Origin of the sequence: Burkholderia sp. HI2761 (genome assembly GCF_002223355.1) — a bacterium.
In the GTDB taxonomy this organism is placed as follows: Bacteria; Pseudomonadota; Gammaproteobacteria; order Burkholderiales; family Burkholderiaceae; genus Burkholderia.
The window spans coordinates 353175-379164 of the sequence record NZ_NKFN01000009.1; the positions used below are offsets into that span (position 1 = coordinate 353175).

12 protein-coding genes are annotated in these 25990 nt (G+C 70.0%); 10 read left to right on the forward strand and 2 right to left on the reverse strand.

The features are described from left to right. The first annotated feature begins 79 nt into the window (after positions 1 to 79). The 9 genes from CFB46_RS33635 to CFB46_RS33675 are packed head-to-tail and all read left to right on the forward strand — an operon-like array spanning position 80 to position 9240. The gene (locus tag CFB46_RS33635) at positions 80 to 1999 is read left to right on the forward strand and encodes a type II and III secretion system protein family protein (protein WP_027786536.1); all 1920 of its coding nucleotides are present in this window, start codon (positions 80 to 82) and stop codon (positions 1997 to 1999) included. A gap of 20 nt (positions 2000 to 2019) precedes the next feature. Then, entirely contained in the window at positions 2020 to 2316 is a 297-nt protein-coding gene (locus CFB46_RS33640; protein WP_027786537.1) for a hypothetical protein, read from the forward strand. A gap of 25 nt (positions 2317 to 2341) precedes the next feature. Then, positions 2342 to 3613, forward strand: a complete 1272-nt coding sequence (locus tag CFB46_RS33645) for a pilus assembly protein TadG-related protein (RefSeq protein WP_027786538.1) — start codon at positions 2342 to 2344, stop codon at positions 3611 to 3613. Between the two features lie 13 nt (positions 3614 to 3626). Further along, positions 3627 to 4163: a TadE family protein gene (locus CFB46_RS33650; protein WP_027786539.1), complete on the forward strand. Its 537-nt coding sequence runs from the start codon at positions 3627 to 3629 to the stop codon at positions 4161 to 4163. Continuing rightward, positions 4160 to 4603, forward strand: a complete 444-nt coding sequence (locus CFB46_RS33655) for a TadE/TadG family type IV pilus assembly protein (protein ID WP_027786540.1) — start codon at positions 4160 to 4162, stop codon at positions 4601 to 4603. The genes CFB46_RS33650 and CFB46_RS33655 overlap by 4 nt, the downstream gene beginning before the upstream one ends. 22 nt (positions 4604 to 4625) lie before the next feature. Then, a complete protein-coding gene (locus CFB46_RS33660) occupies positions 4626 to 5834 on the forward strand; it encodes an AAA family ATPase (protein WP_027786541.1) in 1209 nt (402 codons plus the stop codon). 18 nt (positions 5835 to 5852) lie between these two features. Beyond that, positions 5853 to 7217 carry a CpaF family protein gene (locus tag CFB46_RS33665; protein ID WP_027786542.1) on the forward strand — a complete coding sequence of 455 codons (1365 nt, stop codon included), beginning with the start codon at positions 5853 to 5855 and terminating at the stop codon, positions 7215 to 7217. Positions 7218 to 7251: 34 nt separating this feature from the next. Further along, positions 7252 to 8229, forward strand: a complete 978-nt coding sequence (locus CFB46_RS33670; RefSeq protein ID WP_027786543.1) for a type II secretion system F family protein — start codon at positions 7252 to 7254, stop codon at positions 8227 to 8229. Between the two features lie 36 nt (positions 8230 to 8265). Beyond that, positions 8266 to 9240, forward strand: a complete 975-nt coding sequence (locus tag CFB46_RS33675; protein WP_027786544.1) for a type II secretion system F family protein — start codon at positions 8266 to 8268, stop codon at positions 9238 to 9240. Positions 9241 to 9554: 314 nt separating this feature from the next. On the opposite strand, the gene CFB46_RS33680 is transcribed toward CFB46_RS33675, so the two are convergent. Together CFB46_RS33680 and CFB46_RS33685 are read right to left on the reverse strand one after the other, a co-directional pair. After that, positions 9555 to 12047: a xanthine dehydrogenase family protein molybdopterin-binding subunit gene (locus CFB46_RS33680; protein WP_089502464.1), complete on the reverse strand. Its 2493-nt coding sequence runs from the start codon at positions 12045 to 12047 to the stop codon at positions 9555 to 9557. A gap of 2 nt (positions 12048 to 12049) precedes the next feature. After that, the gene (locus CFB46_RS33685) at positions 12050 to 12523 is read right to left on the reverse strand and encodes a (2Fe-2S)-binding protein (RefSeq protein ID WP_027786546.1); all 474 of its coding nucleotides are present in this window, start codon (positions 12521 to 12523) and stop codon (positions 12050 to 12052) included. Between the two features lie 737 nt (positions 12524 to 13260). Here CFB46_RS33685 and CFB46_RS33690 point away from each other — a divergent pair. Beyond that, positions 13261 to 25977 carry an autotransporter-associated beta strand repeat-containing protein gene (locus tag CFB46_RS33690; RefSeq protein WP_089502465.1) on the forward strand — a complete coding sequence of 4239 codons (12717 nt, stop codon included), beginning with the start codon at positions 13261 to 13263 and terminating at the stop codon, positions 25975 to 25977. The last annotated feature ends 13 nt before the right edge of the window (positions 25978 to 25990 follow it).

Genomic DNA, 25990 nt, shown 5'->3' on the forward strand with positions numbered 1-25990 from the left:
AGATCGGCCGCCGGCAACGCGCGGCGGCCTTGGAAGTCGATAACCGGCACGGCGCCGGTCTCTCGGGGGATCAGACGAAATGAAGATCAAACCGCAATGCACAGGTACCGGCCCGCTACGCACACGCGTCGCACGGGGCACGATGATGGCCGCGATCCTCTGTTCGGGATGGCTGACCGTGTATGGCGCACTCGCGCAGGAAGGCGTCGAATCGGCGGTGCTGACGAAGGGCGGCGCCAGCGCGCCGGCCGCGGTCGGCAAGGGGCCGATGCAGATGACGATCAGCATGGCGCCGGTGCCGGCCGCCGCGCCCGCGTCGGCGGGGCCGCTGCGCGGGCCGAACTGCGTCGGCGCCGTGCGCGAATCGAGCAGCGTCGCCGTGCCGCTCGGCAAGTCGCTGCTGGTGCCGATGCCCGAGCCGGTCCGCAACCGGACGATCGGCAATCCGGCCGTCGCACAGGCGACGATGGTGTCGCCGCAGACGCTGTACATCCTCGGGCTCTCGGTCGGCACGACCAACATGATCGTGCAGGGCAGGAGCGGCGCATGCCGCGTGATCGACGTCGCGGTCGGCGCGGACGCCGGCGGCCTGCAGGCGTCGCTGCTGCAACTGATGCCGAACGAACGCGACATCCATGTGTCGACCGCGGCCGGCACGATCGTGCTGGCCGGCACCGTGTCGAGCTCGCAGGCCGCGCAGCAGGCGGTGCAGATCGCCCATGCGTACGGCGACAGCGCGGGCGATGCCGCGGGCGGCGGCAAGCAGGGCGGCGGCGTGCTCAACATGCTGAACGTCACGTCGCCGCAGCAGGTGATGCTCGAGGTGAAGGTGGCCGAGGTGTCGAAGACGCTGATCAACCAGATGGGCAGCGCGTTCAACATCCAGGGCGGGTTCGGTTCGTGGAGCGGCGCGCTGGTCAGCAACCTGCTCGCGGGCGTCGCGAGCGGCGCGCTGTTCAACAAGGCGAACAACAAGCCGTTCAGCGTCGCGGCCGACGCGCAGAACACCGACAACCTCGTCAAGATCCTCGCGGAGCCGAACCTCGTGACGATCAGCGGCCAGGAAGCGACGTTCCTCGCGGGCGGCAAGATCTTCATCCCGATTCCGCAGAGCAGCGGCAACGGCACGTCGTCGATCACGCTGCAGGAAGAGGAATTCGGCGTCGCGCTGAAGTTCACGCCGACGGTGCTGGCCAACGGCCGGATCAGCCTGAAGGTCGCGCCGGAAGTGTCGGAGCTGTCGCAGACGGGCGTCACGCTGAGCGCGACCAACATCGGCGGCACGTCGATCCTGCCGCTGATCACGACGCGGCGCGCATCGACGACGGTGCAGATGAGCGACGGCGAATCGTTCGCGATCGGCGGGTTGATCAAGGACAACGCGACCGGCGCGCTGAAGGCGATCCCGGGCGTCGGCGAAGTGCCGGTGCTCGGCGCGCTGTTCCGCAGCACGTCGTTCCAGCAGGATCGCACCGAGCTGATCTTCCTGATCACGCCGCACCTGGTGAAGCCGCTGCAGACCGCGGACGTCGCGCTGCCGACCGACAGCTTCTCGAAGCCGAACGAAGCCGACGTGTATGCGACCGGCAACATGGAAGGCCGCGGCGGCGTCCGCAAGGCAGGCGCCCAGCCCATGCAACCCGCGAACGCCGCCGCTCCGCAGACACCGGCCCAGGCGCCGGCGCCCGCTCCGGCGCCGCGATCGGAAGCACCGGTCGCGCCGGCCGCGCTGCCGGCGCCGCGCGCGCCGCAAGACGCCGACGTGCAGCCGCCGGCGCCCGTCGGGCCGCCGAAGGCGCCGGTCGCGGCCGCCGCCCCGCAGTCCGACCCGGCCACCTCGGCGCGTGTCGCCCGCATCGAAGCCGCCGCCGCGCGCCTCGCGGCAGCCGGCCCCGATACGCCGGCCCAGCCGGCGGCGCGCTCGAAGCACCGGATCGCGGCGGCGCCCAAAGCGCAGATCGCGCGTGCGGGCGCGGAACCTCAGTCCACCGATCGTTGAAGCCATCCAAGGGGAAGCTCATGAAATCCGCCTACCTCGTATTCGTGCGCCGCGCGGCGCTCGCCGTCCCGCTCGCGTTCGCGCTTGCCGGCTGCATGTCGTCGACCCCGGTGTGGGACAGCCGCTTCGGCGACTCGGTCCGCACCGTGATGCAGGCCCAGATCATCGATCCGCACGCCGGCGAACATACGGCGTCGGCATCGGGCGTCGACGGCAGCGCCGCCGCGGCCGCGCTCGACAACTACGACAAGTCGTTCAAGCAGATCACGCCGCCCTCCAACGCGTTCGTGATCGGCATCGGCAAGGCCACCCAGTAACGACGGCATGCTCAGGGAGAACGCCATGAACAGCGCAGCCCGCTATCCGAAAGTCACGCGTCGCAGCCTGCATCGCCAGCGCGGTGCCGTCGCGATCATCGTCGGCCTCTCGCTGGCGGTGATGATCGGGTTCGTCGGGCTCGCGCTGGATCTCGGCAAGCTGTACGTCACGCGCAGCGAACTGCAGAACAGCGCCGATGCATGCGCGCTGTCGGCCGCTCGCGACCTGACTTCGGCCATCAGCCTGTCGGTGGCCGAGGCCGACGGCATCGCCGCCGGCCATCTGAATTTCGTGTTTTTCCAGAAAAAGTCGGTGCAGATGGCGACGAACGCGAACGTCACGTTCAGCGATTCGCTGACCAATCCGTTCCTGGCGAAGAACGCGGTCACGACGCCGGCGAACATCAAGTACGTGCAGTGCACCGCGACGCTGAGCAAGATCGCGCACTGGTTCATCGAAGTGCTGAACGTGCTGCCCGGCACCAAGCTCGCCAATGCGGCGGAGGTGTCGGCGAGCGCGATCGCCACGGTCGGCGGCGGGCAGACGACCTGCGCGATCCCGGTGTTCGTGTGCCGCACGGCGGGCTCGCCGTCGTACAAGGTCGGCGACTGGATCTCGTCGCCGTCCGGGTCGTCGTCGACCTACGGGCCCGGCAACTTCGGCTGGGCCGCGCTCGACGGCTCGACGAACGAAACGACGCTGGCGGGCGAGCTGTCGGGCAACACCTGCAACATCACGACCCCGCCGGACCTGAGCACCACCGGCCTGAAGTCGGCGTCGCAGCGGGCCTGGAACACGCGTTTCGGCATCTATACGAACGGCGCGAACGGCTCGAGCGGCCAGCCGGACTTCACCGGTTACGCGTATGTCGGGCCGAACTACGGGCCGCCCGGAACGGCTGGCATCAAGGGGGACGCGTACACGCAGTTCGTGACCGACCGCGCGAGCTTCAAGCCTTACCAGGGCGACGGCGCGCCGCCGTCGGGCAGCGGAATCGCCACCAACGGCACGGCGACGGCGAGCAACTACCAGACGGCCGGCGGCGATCGCCGCGTCGCGCTCGCGCCGGAAGGCGATTGCTCGACGCTGTCCGGGAACAGCGGCAAGGTGCACGTCACGCAATGGGATTGCGTGCTGATGCTCGATCCGCTCCCGTTCAGCGCCGGCAGCGGCGCCGTCGTGGCGCACCTCGAATACCTCGGCTCGTCGGTCTCCGCCAACAGCCCGTGCGCGACGCACGGCTTGCCGGGCAGCGGTAGTGCGTCGGGAACCCAGGTTCCGATGCTCGTTCAATAACGGAGAGACGATCATGAAGAAGCCGTCGTTTCGTCGTTCGCGCACCCGCGGCGCCGCCGCCGTCGAGTTCGCGCTCGTGCTGATGCCGATGATCCTGCTGGCGACCGGCGTGGCCGAATTCGGCCGGGCGATCTACCAGTACGAGACGCTGACCAAGGCGACCCGCGACGCGGCGCGCTACCTGTCGGTCTGGTTGCCGACCGACAGCGCGTATCCGGTGTCGCAGGCGCAGTGTCTCGTCGTCTACGGCAGCACGACGTGCGGCTCATCGGGCACCGAGCTGGTGCCCGGCCTCACGACGTCGATGGTCACGATCTGCGACGCACAGCACACGACCGGCTGCAGCGATGCGTCCGATCCGTCGCAGTTCGCGAACCTGCCGACCTATGACGCGGACAACAACAGTTCGTCGAGCGGCTCGGCGGCGGGCGCGATCAACGTCGTCGAAGTGAAGATCAGCGGCTACAAGTACCAGCCGATTCCCGCGTACCCGGCGCTGCCGTCGATCACCTTCGGCAACATCGTCACCGTGATGAGGCAAGTGTCATGAACGCGCGCCATGTTCCGCCGTCACGCCGGCGCGCCCAACGCGGCGCGGCGATCGTCGAATTCGCCCTCATCGCGTCGGTGCTGATCATGCTGCTGATCGGCATCTTCGAATTCGGCCGCGTGCTGTTCTACTGGAATACCGCGAGCGAGGCCGTGCGCCTCGGCGCACGCACGGCGGTGGTCTGCGACGTGAACGCCGCGGGCGTCGTGAAGCGCGTGAAATCGATGCTGCCGCTGCTGTCGGACAGCAACGTGTCGGTCAGCTATACGCCGACGAGTTGCGACGTCAACACATGCTCGTTCGTGACGGTGAGCGTCACGAACGTCACCGTCAAGACCATGATCCCGTTCGTGAACGTCACGGTCAGGATGCCGCCGTTCACGACGACGCTGCCGCGCGAAAGCCTGAGCTCCGCGACGGGCGGCTCCGCCTGCAACTGATCGAACACACGAGGCACACGACATGATCAATATCCTCGTAGCTTCCGACGATACCGCGCGGCTTTCGCAGATCGCGCGTCTCGTGGCCGACTGCGGACGCTATCGCACGACGCGCGCCAACGGCCGTCCGTCGCAGATCGAACATCGCACCGACGGGCTCGACGCGTTCGACGTCCTGCTGGTCGACGGCACGTCGCTCGAGCCGTCCGAGCTGTCGGCGATCGAGCGCATCTGCCGCGCGCACGCGAGCCTGACCTGCATCCTCGTGACGGCCGATGCATCGCCGCACGTGCTGCTCGACGCGATGCGCGCGGGCGCGCGCGACGTGCTGCAGTGGCCGCTCGATCTGCAGGCGCTCGGCAAAGCGCTCGAACGGGCGGCCGGGCAAAGCACGCGGCGCGATACCGACGACACGCGGATCGTGTCGTTCATGTCGTGCAAGGGCGGGGCCGGCACGAGCTTCGCGGCCAGCAACATCGCGTTCGAGATCGCCGAGGGCTTCAAGCGCCGCGTGCTGCTGATCGACGTGAACCAGCAGTTCGCCGACGCGGCGTTTCTCGTCAGCGACGAAACCCCGCCGTCGACGCTGCCGCAGCTGTGCGCGCAGATCGAGCGGCTCGACGGCGCGTTTCTCGACGCGAGCGTCGCGCACGTCACGGAAAATTTCCACGTGCTGGCGGGCGCCGGCGACCCGGTCAAGGCCGCCGAGATTCGCGAGGACGCGCTCGAATGGATTCTCGGCGTCGCCGCGCCGCGCTACGACTTCGTGATCTTCGACGTCGGCGTCGGCATCAACCCGCTGTCGATGGTCGCGCTCGATCGGAGCGACCAGATCCAGCTCGTGCTGCAGCCCGCGATGCCGCACGTGCGCGCCGGCCGCCGGCTGCTCGAGATCCTCGTGTCGCTTGGCTATTCGACGGACCAGTTGCGGCTGATCGTGAACCGCGCGACCCGCGCGAGCGAGCGGACCCGCACCGCGCTCGAGGAAGTGCTCGGCCTGCAGGCGGCCTGCACGATTCCCGACGACGCCGACACCGTGCTCGAAGCGATCAACCAGGGCCATCCGGTGTCGCGGCTCGCGCGCGGCTCGGCGGTCGTACGGGCGTTGCAGGGCTGCGCGAAGCAACTCGTCGACGGCGAGGTGCGCGCGGGACGCAGCGCGACGCACACCGAACCGTTGATGTCCCGGCTGTTCGGCCGCAAGGCCACGCCTAAGCTCAAGTCGATGTAATTCTTTCGGGGAATCATCATGTCATTGCGCGAACAGATGTCCTTGCAACGGGCCCAGCCGACGGCGGCTAGCGAACCGGCCGGCCCGGCGCATTCGTCGGTGCGCGACGCATACCAGAAGCTGCGCCGCGAAATCCACCTGGCCGTGCTCGAGCGCGTGGAGCTCGAGCGCCTGTCGCGGCTGCATCAGGACCAGGTCCGCATGGAAATCGGCGCGCTGATCGCGCGCATCCTCGACGAGGAGCGGATGCCCGCGAACGACATCGAGCGGAGACAGCTCGCGATCGACGTGTACGACGAGATGTTCGGCTTCGGCCCGCTCGAGGCGCTGCTGCGCGACCCCGGCATTTCCGACATCCTCGTGAACACCTACCGGCAGGTCTACGTCGAGCGCCGCGGGCAGCTCGAACTGACCGACGTGACGTTCTACGACGACGCGCACCTGATGAAGGTGATCGAGAAGATCGTGTCGCGCGTCGGGCGCCGTATCGACGAATCGAGCCCGATGGTCGACGCGCGGTTGCCGGACGGCTCGCGCGTGAACGCGATCGTCCCGCCGTCCGCGATCGACGGGCCGCTGATGTCGATCCGGCGCTTCGCGGTCAACCCGCTGAAGATGGACGACCTGGTGCGCTTTCACAGCCTGACGCCGCCGATGGCCGAGCTGCTCGACGCGCTGTCTCGCGCGAAGGTGAACGTGCTGGTGTCGGGCGGCACCGGCAGCGGCAAGACGACGCTGCTCAACATCCTGTCCGGCTTCATTCCGCGCAACGAGCGGATCGTGACGATCGAGGACGCCGCCGAGCTGCAACTGCAGCAGCCGCACGTGCTGCGGCTCGAAACACGGCCGCCCAACATTGAAGGCAAGGGCGAGATCACGCAGCGCACGCTGGTGCGCAACGCGCTGCGGATGCGCCCGGACCGGATCATTCTCGGCGAAGTGCGCGGCGCCGAAGCGCTCGACATGCTCAACGCGATGAACACGGGCCACGAGGGCTCGCTCGCGACGATCCACGCGAACACGCCGCGCGATGCGCTGACGCGGCTCGAGAACATGGTCAGCGTGTCCGGACTGACGCTGCCGCCAAAGACGATGCGCCAGCAGATCGCGTCGGCGATCTCGGTGGTCGTGCAGGCGGCGCGGCTCACGGACGGCAAGCGCAAGATCGTCAGCATCCAGGAACTGACCGGGATGGAAGGCGACATCATCAACATGCAGGAGATCTTCACGTTCAAGCGCACGGGCGTGGACCGCGACGGTGCGGTGCGCGGCCACTTCTGCGCGACCGGCGTGCGGCCGAAGTTCGTCGAGCGGCTGCAGGCGTTCGGCATCAACCTGCCGGATTCGCTGTACGACCCGTCCGTGCGTTACGAGACGGACTGACGCCAGGGCGCCGTGTGCTGCCGGGGAGGCATTCATGAATGCGATCTTTTACGGTTTTGTGATTCTCACCTTCGTCGCGGTCGTGCTGTCGATCGAAGGTGTCTATCAATGGTGGAACGCGCGACACGGCGCCGCCGCGCGCCGGATCGAATCGCGCATTCGCGCGATGTCGGCGGGCGGCAACGTCCAGCAGGAGCGGCTGTCGATCCTGAAGAAGCGCATGCTCGACCAGTCGAAGCCGTTCGACCGGCTGCTGCTGCGCCTGCCGCGCGTGCATGCGCTCGACCTCGTGATTCAGCAGTCGGGCCTCGACTGGACGCTGCCGAAGCTGATCACGCTCAGCGCGACGTTCGCGGCGCTCACGTGGTTCGCGGTGAGCTTCGCGCGGTTGCCGCAACTCGCCGCGGTGCCGATCGCGCTGTTCGCCGGGTGGGGGCCGATGATGTACGTGTTGCGCCGCCGCGCCCGGCGGATGCGCAAGCTCGAGCGGCAGTTGCCGGAGATCTGCGACATGATCGCGCGCGCGCTGCGTTCCGGTCATTCGTTCACGAGCACGCTCGGAATGGTCGGCGACGAGTTTTCCGAGCCGATGGGCGGCGAATTCCGCGTCACGTTCGACGAGGTCAACTACGGCGTGTCGCTGCACGATGCGCTGATGAACCTCGCGACGCGCGTGCCGGTGCAGGACCTGCGTTACTTCGTGATCGCGGTGCTGATCCAGCGCGAGACGGGCGGCAACCTGGCCGAGCTGCTCGACAGCATCGCGGGGCTGATCCGCGAGCGCTTCAAGCTGTTCGACAAGGTGCGCGTGCTGTCGGCGGAAGGGCGGCTGTCGGCGTGGATTCTCGGGCTCCTGCCGTTCGGCACCGCGGCGGTGATGGCGCTGCTGAACCGCGAATTCCTGTCGGTGCTCTGGGAGGATCCGGCCGGGATCCGGATGGTCGGCACGATGCTGGTATCGATGCTGTTCGGCCTGTTCTGGATCCGCCGAATCGTCCGCATTCGCGTCTGACGCGCGAGCCGAATAACGAACCGTTGCGAGGTTGTCATGCAAAACCTGAGCGTGGTCCAGGCCGTGATGCTGGGCGGCTTGTTCATCTTCGTGGCCGGCGGCGTGCTCGTCGCGATGCTGCTGTTCGCGCCGCGCGGCATCCAGCGCCGGCTCCAGCAGGCCGGCGGGGCCGCGGCGGGCGCCGTCGCCGGCCCGGGCGACGGCGACGACATGGCGTCGCGCTGGGTCGCGAAGCTGGTCGAGCTGTCCACCCCGATCTCGAAGCTGTCGGTACCGAAGGAGGGCTGGGAGAATTCGCCGCTGCGCATCCGGCTGATGAATGCCGGCTGGCGCAACCAGAGCGCGGCCGCGCTGTATTTCACCGCGAAGACGATGCTCGCGCTCGGCCTGCCGTGCGCGGCGCTGGCGATACTGATCACGACGCCGCTCGGCGACGAGCGTGCGCTGCTGTCGGTGATCCTCGTGGCGCTCGCCGGCATCGGCTACTACATCCCGAACGTCGTGCTGTCGCAGCGGGTCAAGGTGCGCCAGCAGAAGATCTTCGAGGATTTCCCGGACGCGCTCGACCTGCTGACGGTGTGCGTCGAAGCGGGGCTGGGGCTCGACGCGGCACTGATGAAGGTGAGCGAGGAGCTGCGGTTTCGCAGCGAGGTGGTCGCGACCGAACTCGACCTGCTGCTGCTCGAGATGCGCTCCGGCTTCACGAAGGAGACGGCGCTGCGCAATCTCGCGCTGCGCACCGGCGTGGAAGACATCGAATCGTTCTGCGCGATGCTGATCCAGGCCGACCGGTTCGGTACGAGCATCAGCGAATCGTTGCGCGTGCTGTCGGACATGCTGCGCACGCGGCGCCGGATGCGCGCGGAGGAGCGCGCGGCGAAGATCGCGCTGAAGCTGCTGTTTCCGCTGATCTTCTGCATCTTTCCCGCGCTGATGATGGTGCTGCTCGGCCCGGCGATGATTCACGTCTATCGCGTGCTGCTGCCGACGTTCGTCGGCGTCGCACAGTGAGCGGCGGGGCGACACGGCTTTACCTGCATCGATCACGATCTTGCGTGCCGGCCCCGGGCGATCCGGCGGCCGGCACGGCAACAGGCTTCATGGAGGCTTCCTCCCCAGGCGGCGCCGCGAGACAGGCCGACCATAGCGGCGTCAATGCATCCTGGACCCATGGTCGACCATGGAACAAGCCGTAGTCCACCGCCTTCACGGCTGCCCCCTACTGCTAACCGCTCGAAGCGGCGGCGTCCCGTATCGGGACGGCCGGCGCGCGGCGCATCACTAAAAACGACTGCCGGTATCGATCGCGCGCCGGATCGTCTACGTCACACCGTGCCTTTCTTCAGATCCTCGATGCACGGAATCCCGGCGCGCCGTTTCGGCCGCAGGAATTTCGGCACCGCCGGCGACTGGCCGACGCCGGCGTGGCTTTGGTCGACCTTGGGCTTCGACGCGATCGACTTGGCCTTGCGCGGCAGCCGGCAGCCGCCGGCCGGCAGGTCGCCGTACGGGTCCTCGTCGACGGCCGCAGCGGGGGCCGCCGACATCGCGGGGGCGGCCGAGGCGACCAGCATCGGGCCGAACGGCAGCGCATGCAGCCGTTCGCCGGTCAGGACGAACGCACCGTTGGCCACCGCCGGCGCGATCGGCGGCACGCCGGCGTCGCTCAACCCGGTCGGCTGAGCGTCCGACGGAACGAAGAAGACATCCACCGGCGGCGCCTCCTGCATGCGCACGGGCGAATAGTCGGCGAAACCGGCGTTGCGCACCGCGCCATGGTCGACGTCGATCGCGAAGCCCGGCTTGGTCGTCGAGAGGCCGAACAGCGCGCCGCCCTGGATCTGGGCTTCCGCACCCGTCGGGTTGACGATGCGGCCCGCATACACGCCTGCCGTCACGCGATGCACGCGCGGCTGCTGCGCTTCGATCGAGACTTCCGTCACGTACGCGACGACCGAGCCGGCCGTTTCGTGCATCGCGACGCCCCACGCGTGCCCGGCCGGCAGCGTGCGCGTGCCGTAGCCGGACTTGTCGACGGCCAGTGCGAGCGCCTGGCGATGCGGTGCGTGTTCGGGGCCGGCCAGCCGCGCCATCCGGTAGGCGACCGGGTCCTGCCGCGCCGAGTGCGCGAGTTCGTCGACCAGCGTTTCCATCACGAACGCCGTGTGCGTATGGCCGCCCGAACGCCACGACTGGACCGGCACGTCGGCGTCGGTCTGATGGACCGATACCTGCATCGGGAAGCCGTACGGGCTGTTCGCCACGCCTTCGGTCAGGCTGGGATCGGTGCCGCGCTTGAGCATCGTCGTGCGCTCGAGCGGCGAGCCCTTCAGCACCGACTGGCCGACGACGACGTGCTGCCAGTCGCGTACGGCGCCGCTGCCGTCGACGCCGATGTCGACGCGATGCAGCACCATCGGGCGGTAATAGCCGCCGCGCAGATCGTCCTCGCGCGTCCAGATCGTCTTGACCGGGCCGAGATGGCCGGCCGCGAGGTACGCGGAGGACACGTGGGCGGCTTCGACCACGTAGTCCGACGTGGGCGTCGAGCGCCGGCCATAGTCGCCGCCCGTCATCATCGTGAAGATCTGAACTTTCTCCGGGGCGACGCCGAGCGCCTTCGCGACCGCCGCGCGGTCGGTCGTCTGCAGCGACGAGCCGCCCCAGATCTTGATCCCGCACGCGCAGCTCGGTGGCCCGACGTCGACCGTGCAACTGAGCGGCTCCATCGCCGCATGCGCGAGATACGGAAATTCGTAGTCCTTCTGGATCCGCGTTGCCGCGGGCGGCGCGCTGCCCGCGTCGCCCGTGCGAACCACGGTCCCGGGCGTGCCGGCGAGCTGCTTGTACGCCTGCATCTGTTCGGCGGACGTGACGGTCGAGCCGGCATCCTTCCACGTGATCTTCAGCGCATCGCGGCCGAGCTTGGCCGGCCAGTAGCCGTTCGCGATCACGGCCACGCCGGTGCCGCCGCGATCGGTCGGGATCTCGACGACCTCGACCACGCCCTTGACGGCCCGGGCCGCCGCCGCGTCGTAGCTCGCGACCTTGCCGCCGAAGCGCGGGGGGCGCGCGACCACGGCCACCATCGTGTCCGGCAGGCGCCAGTCCATCCCGTACTTGAGCGTGCCGTCGAGCATCGCGCGCGCGTCGACGCGCGGGGTCGGCTTGCCGATGAGGCGGAACTGGTCCGGCGACTTCAACGGCACCCGCTGCGGTACCGGCATCGCCATCGCGTCCGGTGCGAGCTCGCCGTAGGTCGCGCGGTAGCTGCCGGACGTCACGACGCCATTCGCGGTCCGGCACGTGGCGGGATCGACGTTCCAGCGCCGTGCGGCCGCGGCGACGAGCATCGCGCGGGCGGACGCGCCGAGCTCGCGGTATTGCGCGAACGAGTGATTGACCGACGTCGAGCCGGCCGTCATCTGGATGCCCGTCACCGGATCCTTGTACGGCTCGCCGGCCGGCGCGAGCACGGTGCGCACGTTGCGCCAGTCGGCGTCGAGCTCGTCGGCCAGCGCTATCGGCAGCGCGGTGCTGACGCCCTGGCCGGATTCCGTCCGGTTGACGGCAACGGTCACGGTGTTGTCCGGCGCGATGATCAGGAATGCTTGTGGTGGTGAAGCCTGCACGGTTTTGCCCGCTTGCGCCGCGGCGCGCGTCGGCGCGATGCCGAGCGCGAGGCAGCCGCTCGCCGCCATCGTCAGCTTCAGGAAGCCGCGCCGGCCGAGCTTCGGAGAACGTGTTCCGGCGACCGGCGAAGCGTCGCGGTGGGGGGCGTCGGCGCTTGCCGGGCGCCCGAAAGTGCGGATACGCATGGTCACAGTCTCCCGGCAGGCTCAAGCGCGTGAGCCGCATCGTGAATCGCGGCGCGAATGCGCTGGTAGGTCGCGCAACGGCACAGGTTGCCGGCCATCGCGCGATCGATGTCGGCATCGGTCGGCGCCTTGTTGCCGCGCAGCAGGCCGGCCGCACTCATCATCTGGCCGCTCTGGCAGTAGCCGCATTGCGCGACGTCGTGCCGGATCCATGCGTCGAGGACGGCCTTGCCGACCGCATCGTCGGCGAGATGTTCGGATGTCGTGACGTGCGCGCTTCCGACCGCCGACAACGCAAGCGTGCAGCTTCGGGCCGGCCGGCCGTCGACATGAACGGTGCAGGCGCCGCAGTCGCCGGTGCCGCATCCGAACTTGGTGCCGGTCAGCCCGAGGTTGTCGCGCAGCACCCAGAGCACCGGTGTCGACGGATCGGCGTCGATCTCGGCCGGCCGGTTGTTGATGTTCAACGTCACCATCGTGAAGTTCTCCCTTGGACACCTCGTTATCGCCCGAGAAACAGGAAAGGCAATGCGGCGAATCTGAACCAATTAAAGCAGATTCGCTAAAAAGTCTGCACCGGGGAATTCGAGTTTTTTGCCTTTCTTAATGATTTTCCCGGTTTATTTAAAGAGAATCATTTTCATCTCGCGCGACCAATGGATTAATGTGAATGAAAGAATATTGAGTTTTGCCAAAAAAATACCCGTTCGATGGAAAACGTTTGCGACTCGGGCCTATATTTGACTCGCGATCGCGCCGGGAGACAGGCGGATCGGGCGGCAGGCACTAACGAATCGGTATGCGGGGCAACAGGAGCGCGGTTGTCCGACGGGATCGGGCGGCGTTTGATTGTGGGGCGGGAAGTCCCGTACGGGCAGGGTTTCGGCATGGATGCGTTGTTGGCCTGTATGGATGGATGTGCGATGAGCTGTGCTCGTCGAGGCAACGTTTACGGTGTCGTGAAAACAACTATTATTGATTAGTGGAAAATTTACCGGGTAATGAAGGGGGTTAAAAGTAAAATATGCCGATTCAATAATTCTCGTCGATTCGTTCTTGTTTGTTTTTAATCCAGCCAGCCGCTTCGGATTGGTGACGGGACGGTGTTTTTCCGGAAAACATCGAATAACGCATTCCGGTATTTATCTCAGGCCATTTTAATTCGCCGAGTGAATGCCCGGTGTCGTCGATTCTCTTATGGGAAGGTGTGATTATGCGTATGCGCATGGGCTCGAACAAAAAGCGCGCGGAAGCACGTCCGAAATTCCTCGTCCCGACCGGCATGCTGGTCGCGCTGGTCGGCGCCGGGATCGTCCCCGTCGACGCACTGGCTGCCTGCACCGGAACGACGACCGTCAGTTGTACCGGAGCCAGCACGTCCTATTCGAACGGCACGAACAATCTCAACCTGACCGTCCAGTCCGGCGCGACCGTTTCCGTGGTGCCGTTGATCGGCGGCACGGCGCTGTCGCTGACGGGCAGCGGCGTCACGCTGACCAACAACGGCACGATCGACCCCGCGTTGTCCGGGTTGAGCATCGTGTCGAACGGCACGGTGGTCGGCAATATCGCGTCGGCGAGCACCGTCAACGTCACGAACGCCAGCTCGGGCGTGATGATGGGGTCGACGAGCTCGCTGCTCAACGGGCCGGCGTTGACGGTATACAACGGCACCGGCGGCACGACGAACATCACGAATGCCGGCACGATCGGTACGACCGGCCTGCTCGGCTTCGGCGCGGGGCCCACCGCGCAGGTCGTGACCACGTCGGGCGGCGCGCAGGCCAACTTCACCAACGCGAGCGGCGGCACGATCAACGGTTCGGTGGTGCTCGCGCCCAGCGGGACGCCGGGCACGGGCAACACGTTCACCAACGCCGGCACCGTCACGGGCAACGTGTCGCTGGGCGCGGCCTTGGGCACGTCGAACACGTTCAATGCGCTGACCGGATCGTCGGTCGGGCTCGGCGTCGATGCCGGGCTGGGCGGCAACAACACGCTCAACCTGCAACTGAACACGGCCGCCGGCGGCGCGACGAACGGCGCCATTGCGGTCGATACGTACGGCAATTTCAACAACCTCGCCGTGCAGGGCGGCACGTGGGACATCACCGGCGCATCGACCGCGACGAACGCGTCGCTGACCGGCGGCACCGCGATCGTCCACGGCGCCGGTGCGTTGGGCACCGGCACGATCGTCGGCGGCGGCGGCACGCTCGAGGCCGGCGCGGCCGGCGTGAACCTGCTCAACAACGTGACGCTGACCGGCGGCCTGACGGTGGACGGCGCGACCGGGCTCGCGTTGTCGGGGGCGATCGCCGGCGGCGGCCCGCTGAACGTGAGCGGCACCGGCGCGCTGACGCTGAACGGCGCCAATTCGTTCACGGGAGGAACGAATCTGACGGGGGGCGGCGGGCTCATCGTCGGCACCGGCACGGCGCTCGGCACGGGCGCGCTGAACGTGAGCGGCGCGGGCGGCACGCTCGGCACCAGCGTCGGCGGCACGCTGCTCGGCAACGCGGTGAATCTCGATACCGGCGTGACGTTGGGCCTGAACGGTTCGGCCGACCTCGGTCTGGGCGGTACGATCGCAGGCACTGGCAGTCTCGCGCAAACCGGCACGGGGACGACGACGCTGTTGGGCGCGAACACGTTCTCGGGCGGCACGGCGCTGAGCGGCGGCGGGCTGATCGCCGGCAACGGCGCGGCATTGGGCACGGGGGCGCTGAACGTGGCCGGCACGGGCGGCACGCTCGCGACGAACGTCGGCGGAACGCTGCTCGGCAATGCGGTGAATCTCGACGCAGGGGCCACGCTGGGCCTGAACGGCGCGGCCGACCTGAGCCTCGGCGGCACGATCGCCGGTAACGGCGGCCTCGCGCAAAGCGGCACGGGCACGACGACGCTGCTCGGCGTGAACACGTTCTCGGGCGGCACCGCACTGAGCGGCGGCGGGTTGATCGCCGGCAATGGCGCGGCGCTCGGCACGGGCGCGTTGAACGTATCCGGCGCGGGCGGCACGCTCGCGACGAGCGTCGGCGGCACGCTGCTCGGCAACGCAGTCAACCTGGGCGCGGGCGCGACGCTGGGCCTGAACGGCGCGGCCGACCTGAGCCTGGGCGGTGCGATCGGCGGGAACGGCAGCCTGGCGCAATCCGGTGCCGGCACGACGACGCTGCTCGGCGCGAACACGTTTACGGGCGGCACGGCGCTGAGCGGAGGCGGACTGATCGCCGGCAACGGCGCGGCATTGGGCACGGGGGCGCTGAACGTGGTCGGCGCGGGCGGCACGCTCGCGACGAACGTCGGCGGCACCGTGCTCGGCAATGCGGTCAACCTGAGCGCGGGCGCCACGCTCGGCCTGAACGGCGCGGCCGATCTCGGCCTGAGCGGCGCGATCTCGGGCGCGGGCGCCCTGGCGCTCGGCGGCACCGGCGCCACGACGTTGTCCGGCGCGAACACGTTCACGGGCGGCGCGAGCCTGACGGGTGGCGGCAGCCTGATCGTCGGTGGCAACTCGGCGCTCGGCGTGGGCGGCGCATTGACCGTGAGCGGCCTCGGCGGTTCGCTGAGCACCGATCTGGCCGCCGGCGCAGCGCTCACGAACGGGATCGACCTGAACGGCGCGTCGCTGACGCTGAACGGCGCGAACGACCTCGGCCTGAGCGGCTCGATTGGCGGCACCGGCGGTCTCGTGCTGAGCGGCACGGGGACGACGACGCTGTCCGGCGCGAACACCTTCGGCGGCGGCACGACCCTGAGCGCCGGCACGCTGCTCGCCGGCAGCAATACGGCGCTGGGCAGCGGCGCGCTGAACGTCGCCGGCGCGGGCGGTGCGCTCGGCGCGAGCGTGAACGGCACGACGCTGGGCAACGCGGTGAACCTCGGCGCGGGCGCGACGCTCGCGTTGACCGGCGCGAACGATCTCGGCCTGAACGGCGTGATCGCCGGTACCGGCGGGCTCGCGCAAACCGGTTCGGGCATCACGACGTTGACCGGCGCGAACACGTTCTCGGGCGGTACGACGCTGAGCGGCGGCGGAATCCTCGCCGGCAACGGCGCGGCGCTGGGCACGGGTGCGCTGAGCGTGACCGGCGCGGGCGGCTCGCTCGGCACGACCGTCGGCGGCACGGTGCTCGGCAATGCGATCCAGCTCGGCGCGGGCGCGGCACTGACGGTTGGCGGTGCGAACGACCTCGGGCTGGGCGGGATCATTTCCGGCGCGGGCGGCCTGTCCGTGAGCGGTCCGGGGACGACGACGCTCACCGCGGCCGAGACGTTTACCGGCGGCACCACGATCGGCAGCGGCACGCTCGCGATCGGCGCGGGCGGCAGCCTCGCCGCGTCGAGCCCCGTCAACCTGACGGGCGCCGGTGCGCAGTTCAACATCACCGGTGCGACCACGCCGCAGTCGATCGGCACGCTGTCGGGTGTCGCGGGTTCGACGATCGATCTCGGTTCGAACAACCTGACGCTGGCAGGCAGCGGCAGCGGCGTCTTCGCCGGCAACATCGGCGGTGCGGGCGGGCTGACGCTTTCCGGCACCGGCACCGAAACGCTGACCGGCAACAACACCTATGCGGGCGGCACGGCGCTGACGGGCGGCAGCCTGGTCGTCGGCAGCGGCGCGGCGCTCGGCCTCGGCGCGCTCGACGTCAACGGCTCGGCTTCGCTCGGCGCGAGCGTGCCGGGCGTGACGCTCGGCAACGCGGTCAATCTCGGTGCCGGCGTCACGCTGGGGCTGAACGGCGCGAACGATCTCGGCCTGAGCGGCACGATCGCCGGCAACGGCAGCCTCGCGCAAACCGGCACCGGCACGACGACGCTGCTCGGTGCGAACACGTACACGGGCGGCACGACGTTGAGCGCCGGCGGGCTCATCGCCGGCAACGGCGCGGCGCTCGGCACCGGTGCGCTGAACGTGAGCGGCGCGGGCGGCACGCTCGCCACGAACGTCGCCGGTACCTTGCTCGGCAACGCGGTGAACCTCGGCGCCGGCGCGACGCTCGGCCTGAACGGCACGGCCGATCTGAGCCTGGGCGGCGTGATTGCCGGCGACGGCGGGCTTGCGCAAACCGGCAGCGGCACGACGACGCTGCTCGGTACGAACACGTACACGGGCGGCACGACGCTCGCCGGCGGCGGGCTCGTCGCGGGCAACGGCGCGGCGCTCGGCACGGGCGCGTTGAACGTTACCGGCGCGGGCGGCTCGCTCGGTACGAGCGTCGGCGGCACTGTGCTCGGCAATGCGGTGAATCTTGGCTCGGGCGCGACGTTGACGGTCGGCGGCGCAAACAACCTGGGCCTGGGCGGCGCGATTTCGGGCGGCGGCAACCTCGCGGTGAGCGGCCCGTCGATCACGACGCTCACGGGGGCGGGCAGCTACACCGGCAACACGACGATCGGCAACGGCAGCACGCTCGCGGTGGGCGCGGGCGGCAGCCTGTCCGGCGGCAGTTTGTTCGATCTGGCCGGCGCGGGCGCGACGCTCGACCTGAGCGCGGCCACGTCGCCGCAGACGACGGGCGGGCTGGTCGGCACGGCCGGCTCGGCGGTGAATCTCGGCGGCAATACGCTGACGCTCGGCGGCTCCGGTAACGGCACGTTCGGCGGCACGATCGGCGGCGCGGGCGGGCTGACGATGGCCGGCACCGGCACGGAGACGCTGACCGGCGCGAACACCTATATCGGCGGCACGACGATCAACAGCGGCACGCTGGCGCTCGGCGCGGGCGGCAGCCTGGCAGCAAGCGGCGCCGTGAATCTCGGCGGGGCCGGCGCGACGTTCGACCTGAGCGGCGCGGCGCTGCCGCAGGCGATCGGCACGCTGTCGGGTGTGACCGGTTCGACGGTGAACCTCGGCGGCAATGGCCTGATACTCGGTGGTGCAGGCAGCGGCACGTACGACGGCACGATCGCGGGGGCCGGTGGCAGCCTGACGCTGTCGGGTACGGGCACCGAAACGCTGAACGGGACCAACACGTACACGGGCGGCACGAACCTGACCGGCGGCGGCACGCTGCTTGCCGGCAACGGTGCGGCGCTCGGCACCGGCGCGCTGAACACGAGCGGCGCAGGCGGCACGCTGGCCGCGAGCGTCGCCGGCACGACGCTGAACAATGCCGTGAATCTCGGCACCGGTTCGGCGCTGACGCTCGGCGGCACGAACGATCTCGGCCTCGGCGGCGTCATCGCCGGCGGCGGTAGTCTCGCGCAGGTCGGCAGCGGCACGACCGCGCTCACCGGTGCGAACACCTACACGGGCGGCACGACGCTGAGTGCCGGCGGCCTGTCGGTCGGCAGCAACACGGCGCTCGGCACGGGCGCACTCAGCGTCACCGGCAGCGGCGGCGCGCTCAGCGCGAGCACGGCGAACCTGCTGCTGGCGAACGCCGTCGATCTGGGCGCCGGCTCAGCACTGAATCTCGGCGGCGCGTTCGACTTCGGCCTGAGCGGCATGATTTCCGGCGCGGGCGGCGTGGTGCAGTCCGGCTCGGGCACGACCACGCTCGGCGGCGCGAACACCTATGGCGGCGGGACGACGTTGAGCAGCGGCGGACTGAGCGTGGGCAGCAATACGGCGCTCGGTTCCGGCGCATTGAACGTGACCGGCAACGGCACGCTGAACGCGAGCGTGAGCGGCACGACGCTCGGCAACGCGGTCACGCTCGGCGCGGGCGCGACGCTCGGGCTGAACGGCGCGAACGATCTCGGCCTGAGCGGCACGATTTCCGGCAGCGGCGGCCTGGCGCAGACCGGTGCGGGCACCACGACGCTCACCGGCACGAACACCTACGGCGGCGGCACGACGTTGAGCGGCGGCGGGCTCATCGCCGGCAACGGCAGCGCACTGGGTTCCGGCGCGCTGAACGTGACGGGCGCGGGCGGCTCGCTCGGCACGAGCGTGGGCGGCACGACGCTCGGCAATACAGTCAATCTTGGCGCGGGATCGACGCTGACGGTTGGCGGTACGAACGATCTCGGGCTGGGCGGCGGGATCTCGGGCAGCGGCGGTCTGTCGGTCAGCGGCCCGTCGACGACGACGCTCACGGGAACCAACACCTACACCGGCAATACGACGATCGGCGGCGGCAGCACGCTGGCGGTCGGCGCGGGCGGCAGCCTGTCGTCGGGCAGCGCGCTCGATCTCGCCGGCACGGGCGCGACCCTCGACATCAGCGCGGCGACCGTGCCGCAAACGAGCGGGATGCTGTCCGGCGTGGCGGGCACGAACGTGAATCTCGGCGGCAACACGCTGACGCTGGCCGGCGCCGGCAACGGCAGCTATGCGGGGACGATCGGCGGCACCGGCGGGCTGACGATGGCCGGCACGGGGACGGAAACGCTGACCGGAACCAATACGTACACGGGGGCGACGACGATCGACAGCGGCACGCTGGCGATCGGCGCGGGCGGCAGCCTGTCCGCGAGCAGCCCGGTGAATCTCGCCGGCGCGGGCGCGACCTTCGACGTCAGCGGCGCGACCACGCCGCAGACGACGGGCACGCTGTCGGGCGTGGCCGGTTCGACGGTGAACCTCGGCGGCAACAACCTGACGCTCGGCGGGTCGGGCAGCGGCACGTATGACGGCACGATCGCGGGCGCGGGCGGCAGCCTCACGCTGTCGGGCACCGGTACCGAAACGCTGACCGGCAACAACACCTATACGGGCGGTACGAGTCTCACCGGCGGCGGCACGTTGATCGCGGGCAGCGGCTCGGCGCTCGGCACGGGTGCGCTGAACACGAGCGGCGCAGGCGGCACGCTCGGTACGAGCGTGGCCGGCACGACGCTGACCAACTCGATCAACCTGGGTTCGGGCTCGACGCTGACGGTCGGCGGCGCGAACAACCTGGGCCTCGGCGGCGCGATCTCGGGAAGCGGCAACCTCGCGGTGAACGGCCCGTCGACCACGACGCTCACCGGCGCGAGCACGTACACCGGCAACACGACGATCGGCGGCGGCAGCACGCTGGCGGTCGGTGCGGGCGGCAGCCTGTCGTCGGGCAGCGCGATCGATCTGGCCGGTGCAGGCTCGACGCTGGACGTGAGCGCGGCCACGTCGCCGCAGACGACCGGCACGTTGTCCGGCGCAGCGGGTTCCGCGGTGAATCTCGGCGGCAACACGCTGACGCTCGGCGGGTCGGGCAGCGGCACGTTCGGCGGGACGGTCGGCGGCACGGGCGGATTGACGCTGTCGGGCACCGGCACGGAAACCTTGACCGGGACCAACACGTACACCGGCGCGACGACGATCAACAGCGGCACGCTGGCGATCGGCGCGGGCGGCAGCCTGTCCGGCAGCAGCCCCGTCAATCTGGCCGGTGCGGGCGCAACGTTCGACGTCAGCGGCGCGACCACGCCGCAGACGACCGGTACGCTGTCGGGCGTCGCAGGTTCGACGGTGAACCTCGGCGGCAACAACCTGACGCTCGGTGGCACGGGCAACGGCACGTATGGCGGCACGATCGCGGGCGCGGGCGGCAGCCTCACGTTGTCGGGCACGGGTACCGAAACGCTGACCGGCAACAACACGTACACGGGCGGCACGACCCTGAGCGGCGGCGGCACGTTGATCGCGGGCAGCGGTTCGGCGCTCGGCACGGGTGCGCTGAACACGAGCGGCGCGGGCGGTACGCTGGCCGCGAGCACGCCCGGCACGACGCTCGGCAACGCGGTGAACCTCGGCAGCGGTTCGACGCTGACGGTCGGGGGTACGAACGATCTCGGCCTCGGCGGTGCGATCAGCGGCAGCGGCAACCTCGCGGTGAATGGTCCGTCGACGACGACGCTGTCGGGCGCGAACACCTACACCGGCAGCACGACGATCGGCGGCGGCAGCACGCTGGCGGTCGGCGCGGGCGGCAACCTGTCGTCGGGCAGCGCGATCGACCTGTCCGGCACCGGCGCCACGCTCGACCTGAGCGCGGCCACGTCGCCGCAGACGAGCGGCGCGCTGTCCGGCGGCACGGGCACGAACGTCAACCTGGGCGGCAATACGCTCACGCTCGGCGGCGCAGGCAGCGGCACGTACGGGGGCGTGATCGGCGGCACGGGCGGGTTGACGCTGTCGGGCACCGGCACCGAAACGTTGACCGGGACCAACACGTACACCGGCGCGACGACGATCAACAGCGGCACGCTGGCGATCGGCGGCAACGGCAGCCTGTCGTCGAGCAGCCCGGTCAGCCTCACGGCGTCCGGCGCGACGCTCGACCTCAGCGGCGCCGCGTCGCCGCAATCGACCGGCGCGATCTCGGGCGTGGCCGGCTCGACGGTGAACCTGGGCAACAACAACCTGACGCTCGGCGGGTCGGCCAGCGGCACCTACGCGGGCAACATCGCCGGCACGGGCGGCGTGACGATGTCGGGCACCGGCACCGAAACGCTGACGGGCAGCAATAGCTACACCGGCGCCACGACGATCAACAGCGGCACGCTGGCGATCGGCGCGGGCGGCAGCCTGTCGGGGACGACGCCGGTGAGCCTGACGGGTGCGGGCGCAACCTTCGACCTGAGCGGCGCGACCACGCCGCAGACGACGGGCACGCTGTCGGGCGTGGCCGGTTCGACGGTGAATCTCGGCGGCAACAACCTGGCGCTCGGCGGCACGGGCAGCGGCACGTACGACGGCACGATCGCGGGCGCGGGCGGCAGCCTCACGCTGGCGGGCACGGGTACCGAAACGTTGACGGGCAACAACACCTATACGGGCGGTACGAGCCTCACCGGCGGCGGCACGTTGATCGCGGGCAACGGTTCGGCACTGGGCACGGGTACGCTGAACACGAGCGGCGCGGGCGGCACGCTCGGCACCAGCGTGGCCGGCACGACGCTCGGCAACGCGGTGAATCTCGGTGCAGGTTCGACGCTGACGGTCGGCGGCGCGAACAACCTGGGCCTGGGTGGCGCGATCTCGGGCAGCGGCAATCTGGCGGTGAGTGGCCCGTCGACGACGACGCTCACCGGCGCGAGCACGTACACCGGCAGCACGACGATCGGCAACGGCAGCACGTTGGCCATCGGCGCGGGCGGCAGCCTGTCGTCGGGCAGCGCGGTCGATCTGGCCGGTGCGGGCTCGACGCTGGACGTGAGCGCGGCCACGTCGCCGCAGTCGACGGGAGCATTGGCGGGCGTCGCGGGTTCGACGGTGAACCTCGGCGGTAACGCGCTGACACTCGGCGGGTCGGGCAGCGGCACGTTCGGCGGTACGATCGCCGGCACGGGCGGCAGCCTGACGCTGGCGGGTACCGGTACCGAAACGTTGACCGGTCCGAACACGTACACGGGCGGCACGAACCTGGCGGGCGGCGGCACGCTGCTCGCCGGCAACGGTTCGGCGCTCGGCACAGGTGCGCTGAACACCAGCGGCGCAGGCGGCACGCTCGGCACGAGTGTGGCCGGCACGACGCTGACCAACGCGGTCAACCTGGGTTCGGGCTCGACGCTGACGGTCGGCGGCGCGAACAACCTGGGCCTCGGCGGCGCGATCTCGGGCAGCGGCAATCTGGCTGTGAACGGTCCGTCGACGACGACCCTCAGCGGCACCAGCTCGTACACGGGCAACACGACGATCGGCAACGGCAGCACGCTGGCGGTCGGCGCGGGCGGCAGCCTGTCGTCGGGTAGCGCGGTGGATCTGGCGGGCAGCGGTGCGACGCTCGACCTGAGTGCCGCGACGACGCCGCAGACCACCGGCGCGCTGTCCGGCGTATCGGGTTCGGCGGTGAATCTCGGCGGCAACACGCTGACGCTCGGCGGATCGGGCAGCGGCACGTTCGGCGGGACGGTCGGCGGCACGGGCGGATTGACGTTGTCGGGCACCGGTACTGAAACGCTGACGGGCAACAACACGTACACCGGCGCGACGACGATCAACAGCGGCACGCTGGCGATCGGCGCGGGAGGCAGCCTGTCCGGCAGCAGCCCGCTGAGCCTGACCGGTGCGGGCGCAACGTTCGACGTCAGCGGCGCGACGACGCCGCAAACGACGAACGCGCTGTCGGGCGTCGCGGGTTCGACGGTGAACCTCGGCGGCAACACGCTGACGCTTGGCGGGTCGGGCAGCGGCACGTACGGCGGCACCATCGCCGGCACGGGCGGCAGCCTCACGCTGGCCGGCACGGGCACCGAAACGCTGACCGGGCCGAACACGTACACGGGCGGCACGAACCTGACCGGCGGCGGCACGCTGGTCGCGGGCAGCAACACGGCGCTCGGCACCGGCACGCTGAACACCGGCGGCGCGGGCGGCACGCTGGCCGCGGGCACGCCGGGTACGACGCTCGCCAACGCGGTGAACCTCGGCACGGGATCGACGCTGACGGTGGGCGGTGCGAACGACCTCGGTCTGAGCGGCCCGATCTCCGGCAGCGGCGCGCTCGCGCTCGGCGGCCCGGCGACGACGACGCTTTCCGGCGCCAACACGTACACGGGCGGCACCAGCGTCACGGGCGGCGGCACGCTGGTCGCCGGCACGCCGACCGCACTCGGCAGCGGCACGCTGAGTGTCGGCGGCAACGGCGGCACGCTCGGGACCAGCGTGCCCGGCACGACGCTCGGCAACGCCGTGAATCTCGGCACGGGTTCGACGCTGACGGTGGGCGGCGCCAACAACCTCGGCCTGAGCGGCGCGATCTCGGGCGGCGGCAACCTGGCGGTGAGCGGTCCGTCGACGACGACCCTCAGCGGCGCGAACTCGTACACGGGCGGCACGACGATCGGCAACGGCAGCACGCTGGCGGTCGGCGGCAACGGCGGCCTGTCGGCCGGCAGCGCACTGACGCTGGCCGGCAACGGCGCGACGCTCGACGTCAGCGGCACGACGACGCCGCAGACGGCCAGCGCGCTGTCGGGCGCGGCCGGTTCGACCGTGAATCTCGGCGGCAACACGCTGACCGTGGCCGGCCCGGCGGGCGGTTCGTTCGGCGGCACGATCGCGGGCACCGGCGGCTTCGCGGTGCAGGGCGGCGGCACGCAGACGCTGACCGGCGCCAACACGTATACCGGCGGCACGACGATCGGCAGCGGCAGCACGCTCGCGCTCGCCGGCGCAGGCAGCCTCGCGTCGACGAGCCCGATGATTCTCGCGGGCAGCGGCGCGACGCTGAACCTGACGGCCGCGGCCGCACCGCAGTCGATCGGCACGCTGTCGGGTACGACGGGCTCGAACGTGAACCTCGGCGCGACGCCGCTGACGGTCAATACCGCGGGCACCAGCTCGTTCGCGGGCACGCTGTCGGGTACCGGCCCGCTGACGCTGGCCGGCACGGGCGCGCAGGTGTTGAGCGGCACGAACACGTTGTCCGGGCCGACGACCGTGACCGGCGGCACGCTCGCCGTGACCGGTTCGCTGGCCAGCTCGCCGGTGACCGTCGGTAGCGGCGCGACCGTCACCGGGACGGGCACGATCGGCGGCCTGGTCGTGTCGGGTGGCGGCACCGCATCGGTTCTCCAGCTCGGGCAGCCGCTGAAGGTCGCGGGCAACGCGACCTTCCAGCCGGGCTCGACGCTGCAGGTCGGCGCCACGCCGCAACAGAGCGGCGGCCTCGACGTGACCGGCTCCGCCACGCTCAACGGTGGGTCGGTCCAGGTCGTCGCGGCGGCCGGGCAATACCAGCCGGGCAAGCTCTACACCATCGTGAATGCCGGCGCGGGCGTGCAAGGGCAGTTCAGCGCGGTGAACTCGACGTATGCGTTCCTCACGCCGACGCTCACGTACGACCCGGCGCGGGTGCTGATGTCGCTGGCCCCGAACGGCACGCCGTTCGCGTCGGTTGCGACGACGCCCGACGGGCAAGCGGTGGCGGGCGCGGTCGGCACGCTCGGCGCAGGCAACCCGCTGTTCGATACGGTGCTGACCTCGGATGCGCCGACCGCCAACCGTGCGTTCACGCAACTGGCCGGCGACCTGTATCCGAGCACGCGCAGCGTGCTGCTGTCGGATAGCCGCTACGTGCGTGACGCGGTGCTCGATCGCGCGCGGCTCGGTTCGCAGCCGGGCGGGGCGCTGTGCGGATGCGAGGCGCCGGTGTCGGCGGACGATCACTCGGCGGCGCTCGACCGGCGCATGGCCGCGGAGAACGGCTGCACGCCGGCCAAGTCGTTCAAGCCCGCGGTGTGGGGCCGGCTGTACGGTTCGCATAGCCGGTTCGACGGCGACGGCGTCGCTTCGATCGATCGCAACCTGTACGGCTTCGTCGTCGGTACGGATGCGGAAGTCAGCAGCCACTGGCGCGTCGGTATCGCGGGCGGCGCGTCGCGCAGCCAGCTCAATACCGACCAGAACGAGTCGGCGAAGGTCAACGGCGAGACGATCGCGCTGTACGCCAGCGGCCGATACGACGCGTGGAACGTGCGCGGTGGCGTGTCGCAGTCGTGGTACCGCGTGCATAGCGAGCGCAATCCGTCGTTCGGCGGCTTCTCCGATCACGATACCGCGAGCTACGACGCGAACGCGACGCAGGTGTTCACGGAGATCGGCTACTCGACGGCCATTCGCAACGTCGAGCTCGAACCGTTCGTCGGGCTCGCGTTCGCGAGCCTGCACACCGGCGGCTTCAAGGAGAACGGCGGCGCGGCTGCGCTGCAGGGCGATTCCGACACGACGGGCCTCGGCTTCTCGACCGTCGGCGTGCGGGCCTCGACCGACCTCGCGGTCACGACGAAGGGCAAGGTCACGGCGTTCGGCACGGTCGGCTGGCGCCACGCGTTCGGCAATACGCAGCCGGCGTCGAGGCTGTCGTTCGCGAGCGGCGGATCGCCGTTCAGCGTGGTCGGCGTGCCGGTCGCGCGCGACGCCGCGGTGCTCGAGGTTGGTGTCGATGCGGCCGTCACGAAGAATCTGTCGCTCGGCCTGTCGTACAGCGGCCAGCTCGGCGGCAACATCGGCGATCACGCGCTGTACGGCAATCTGTTGTGGAAGTTCTAAAGGGAGGCGGGGG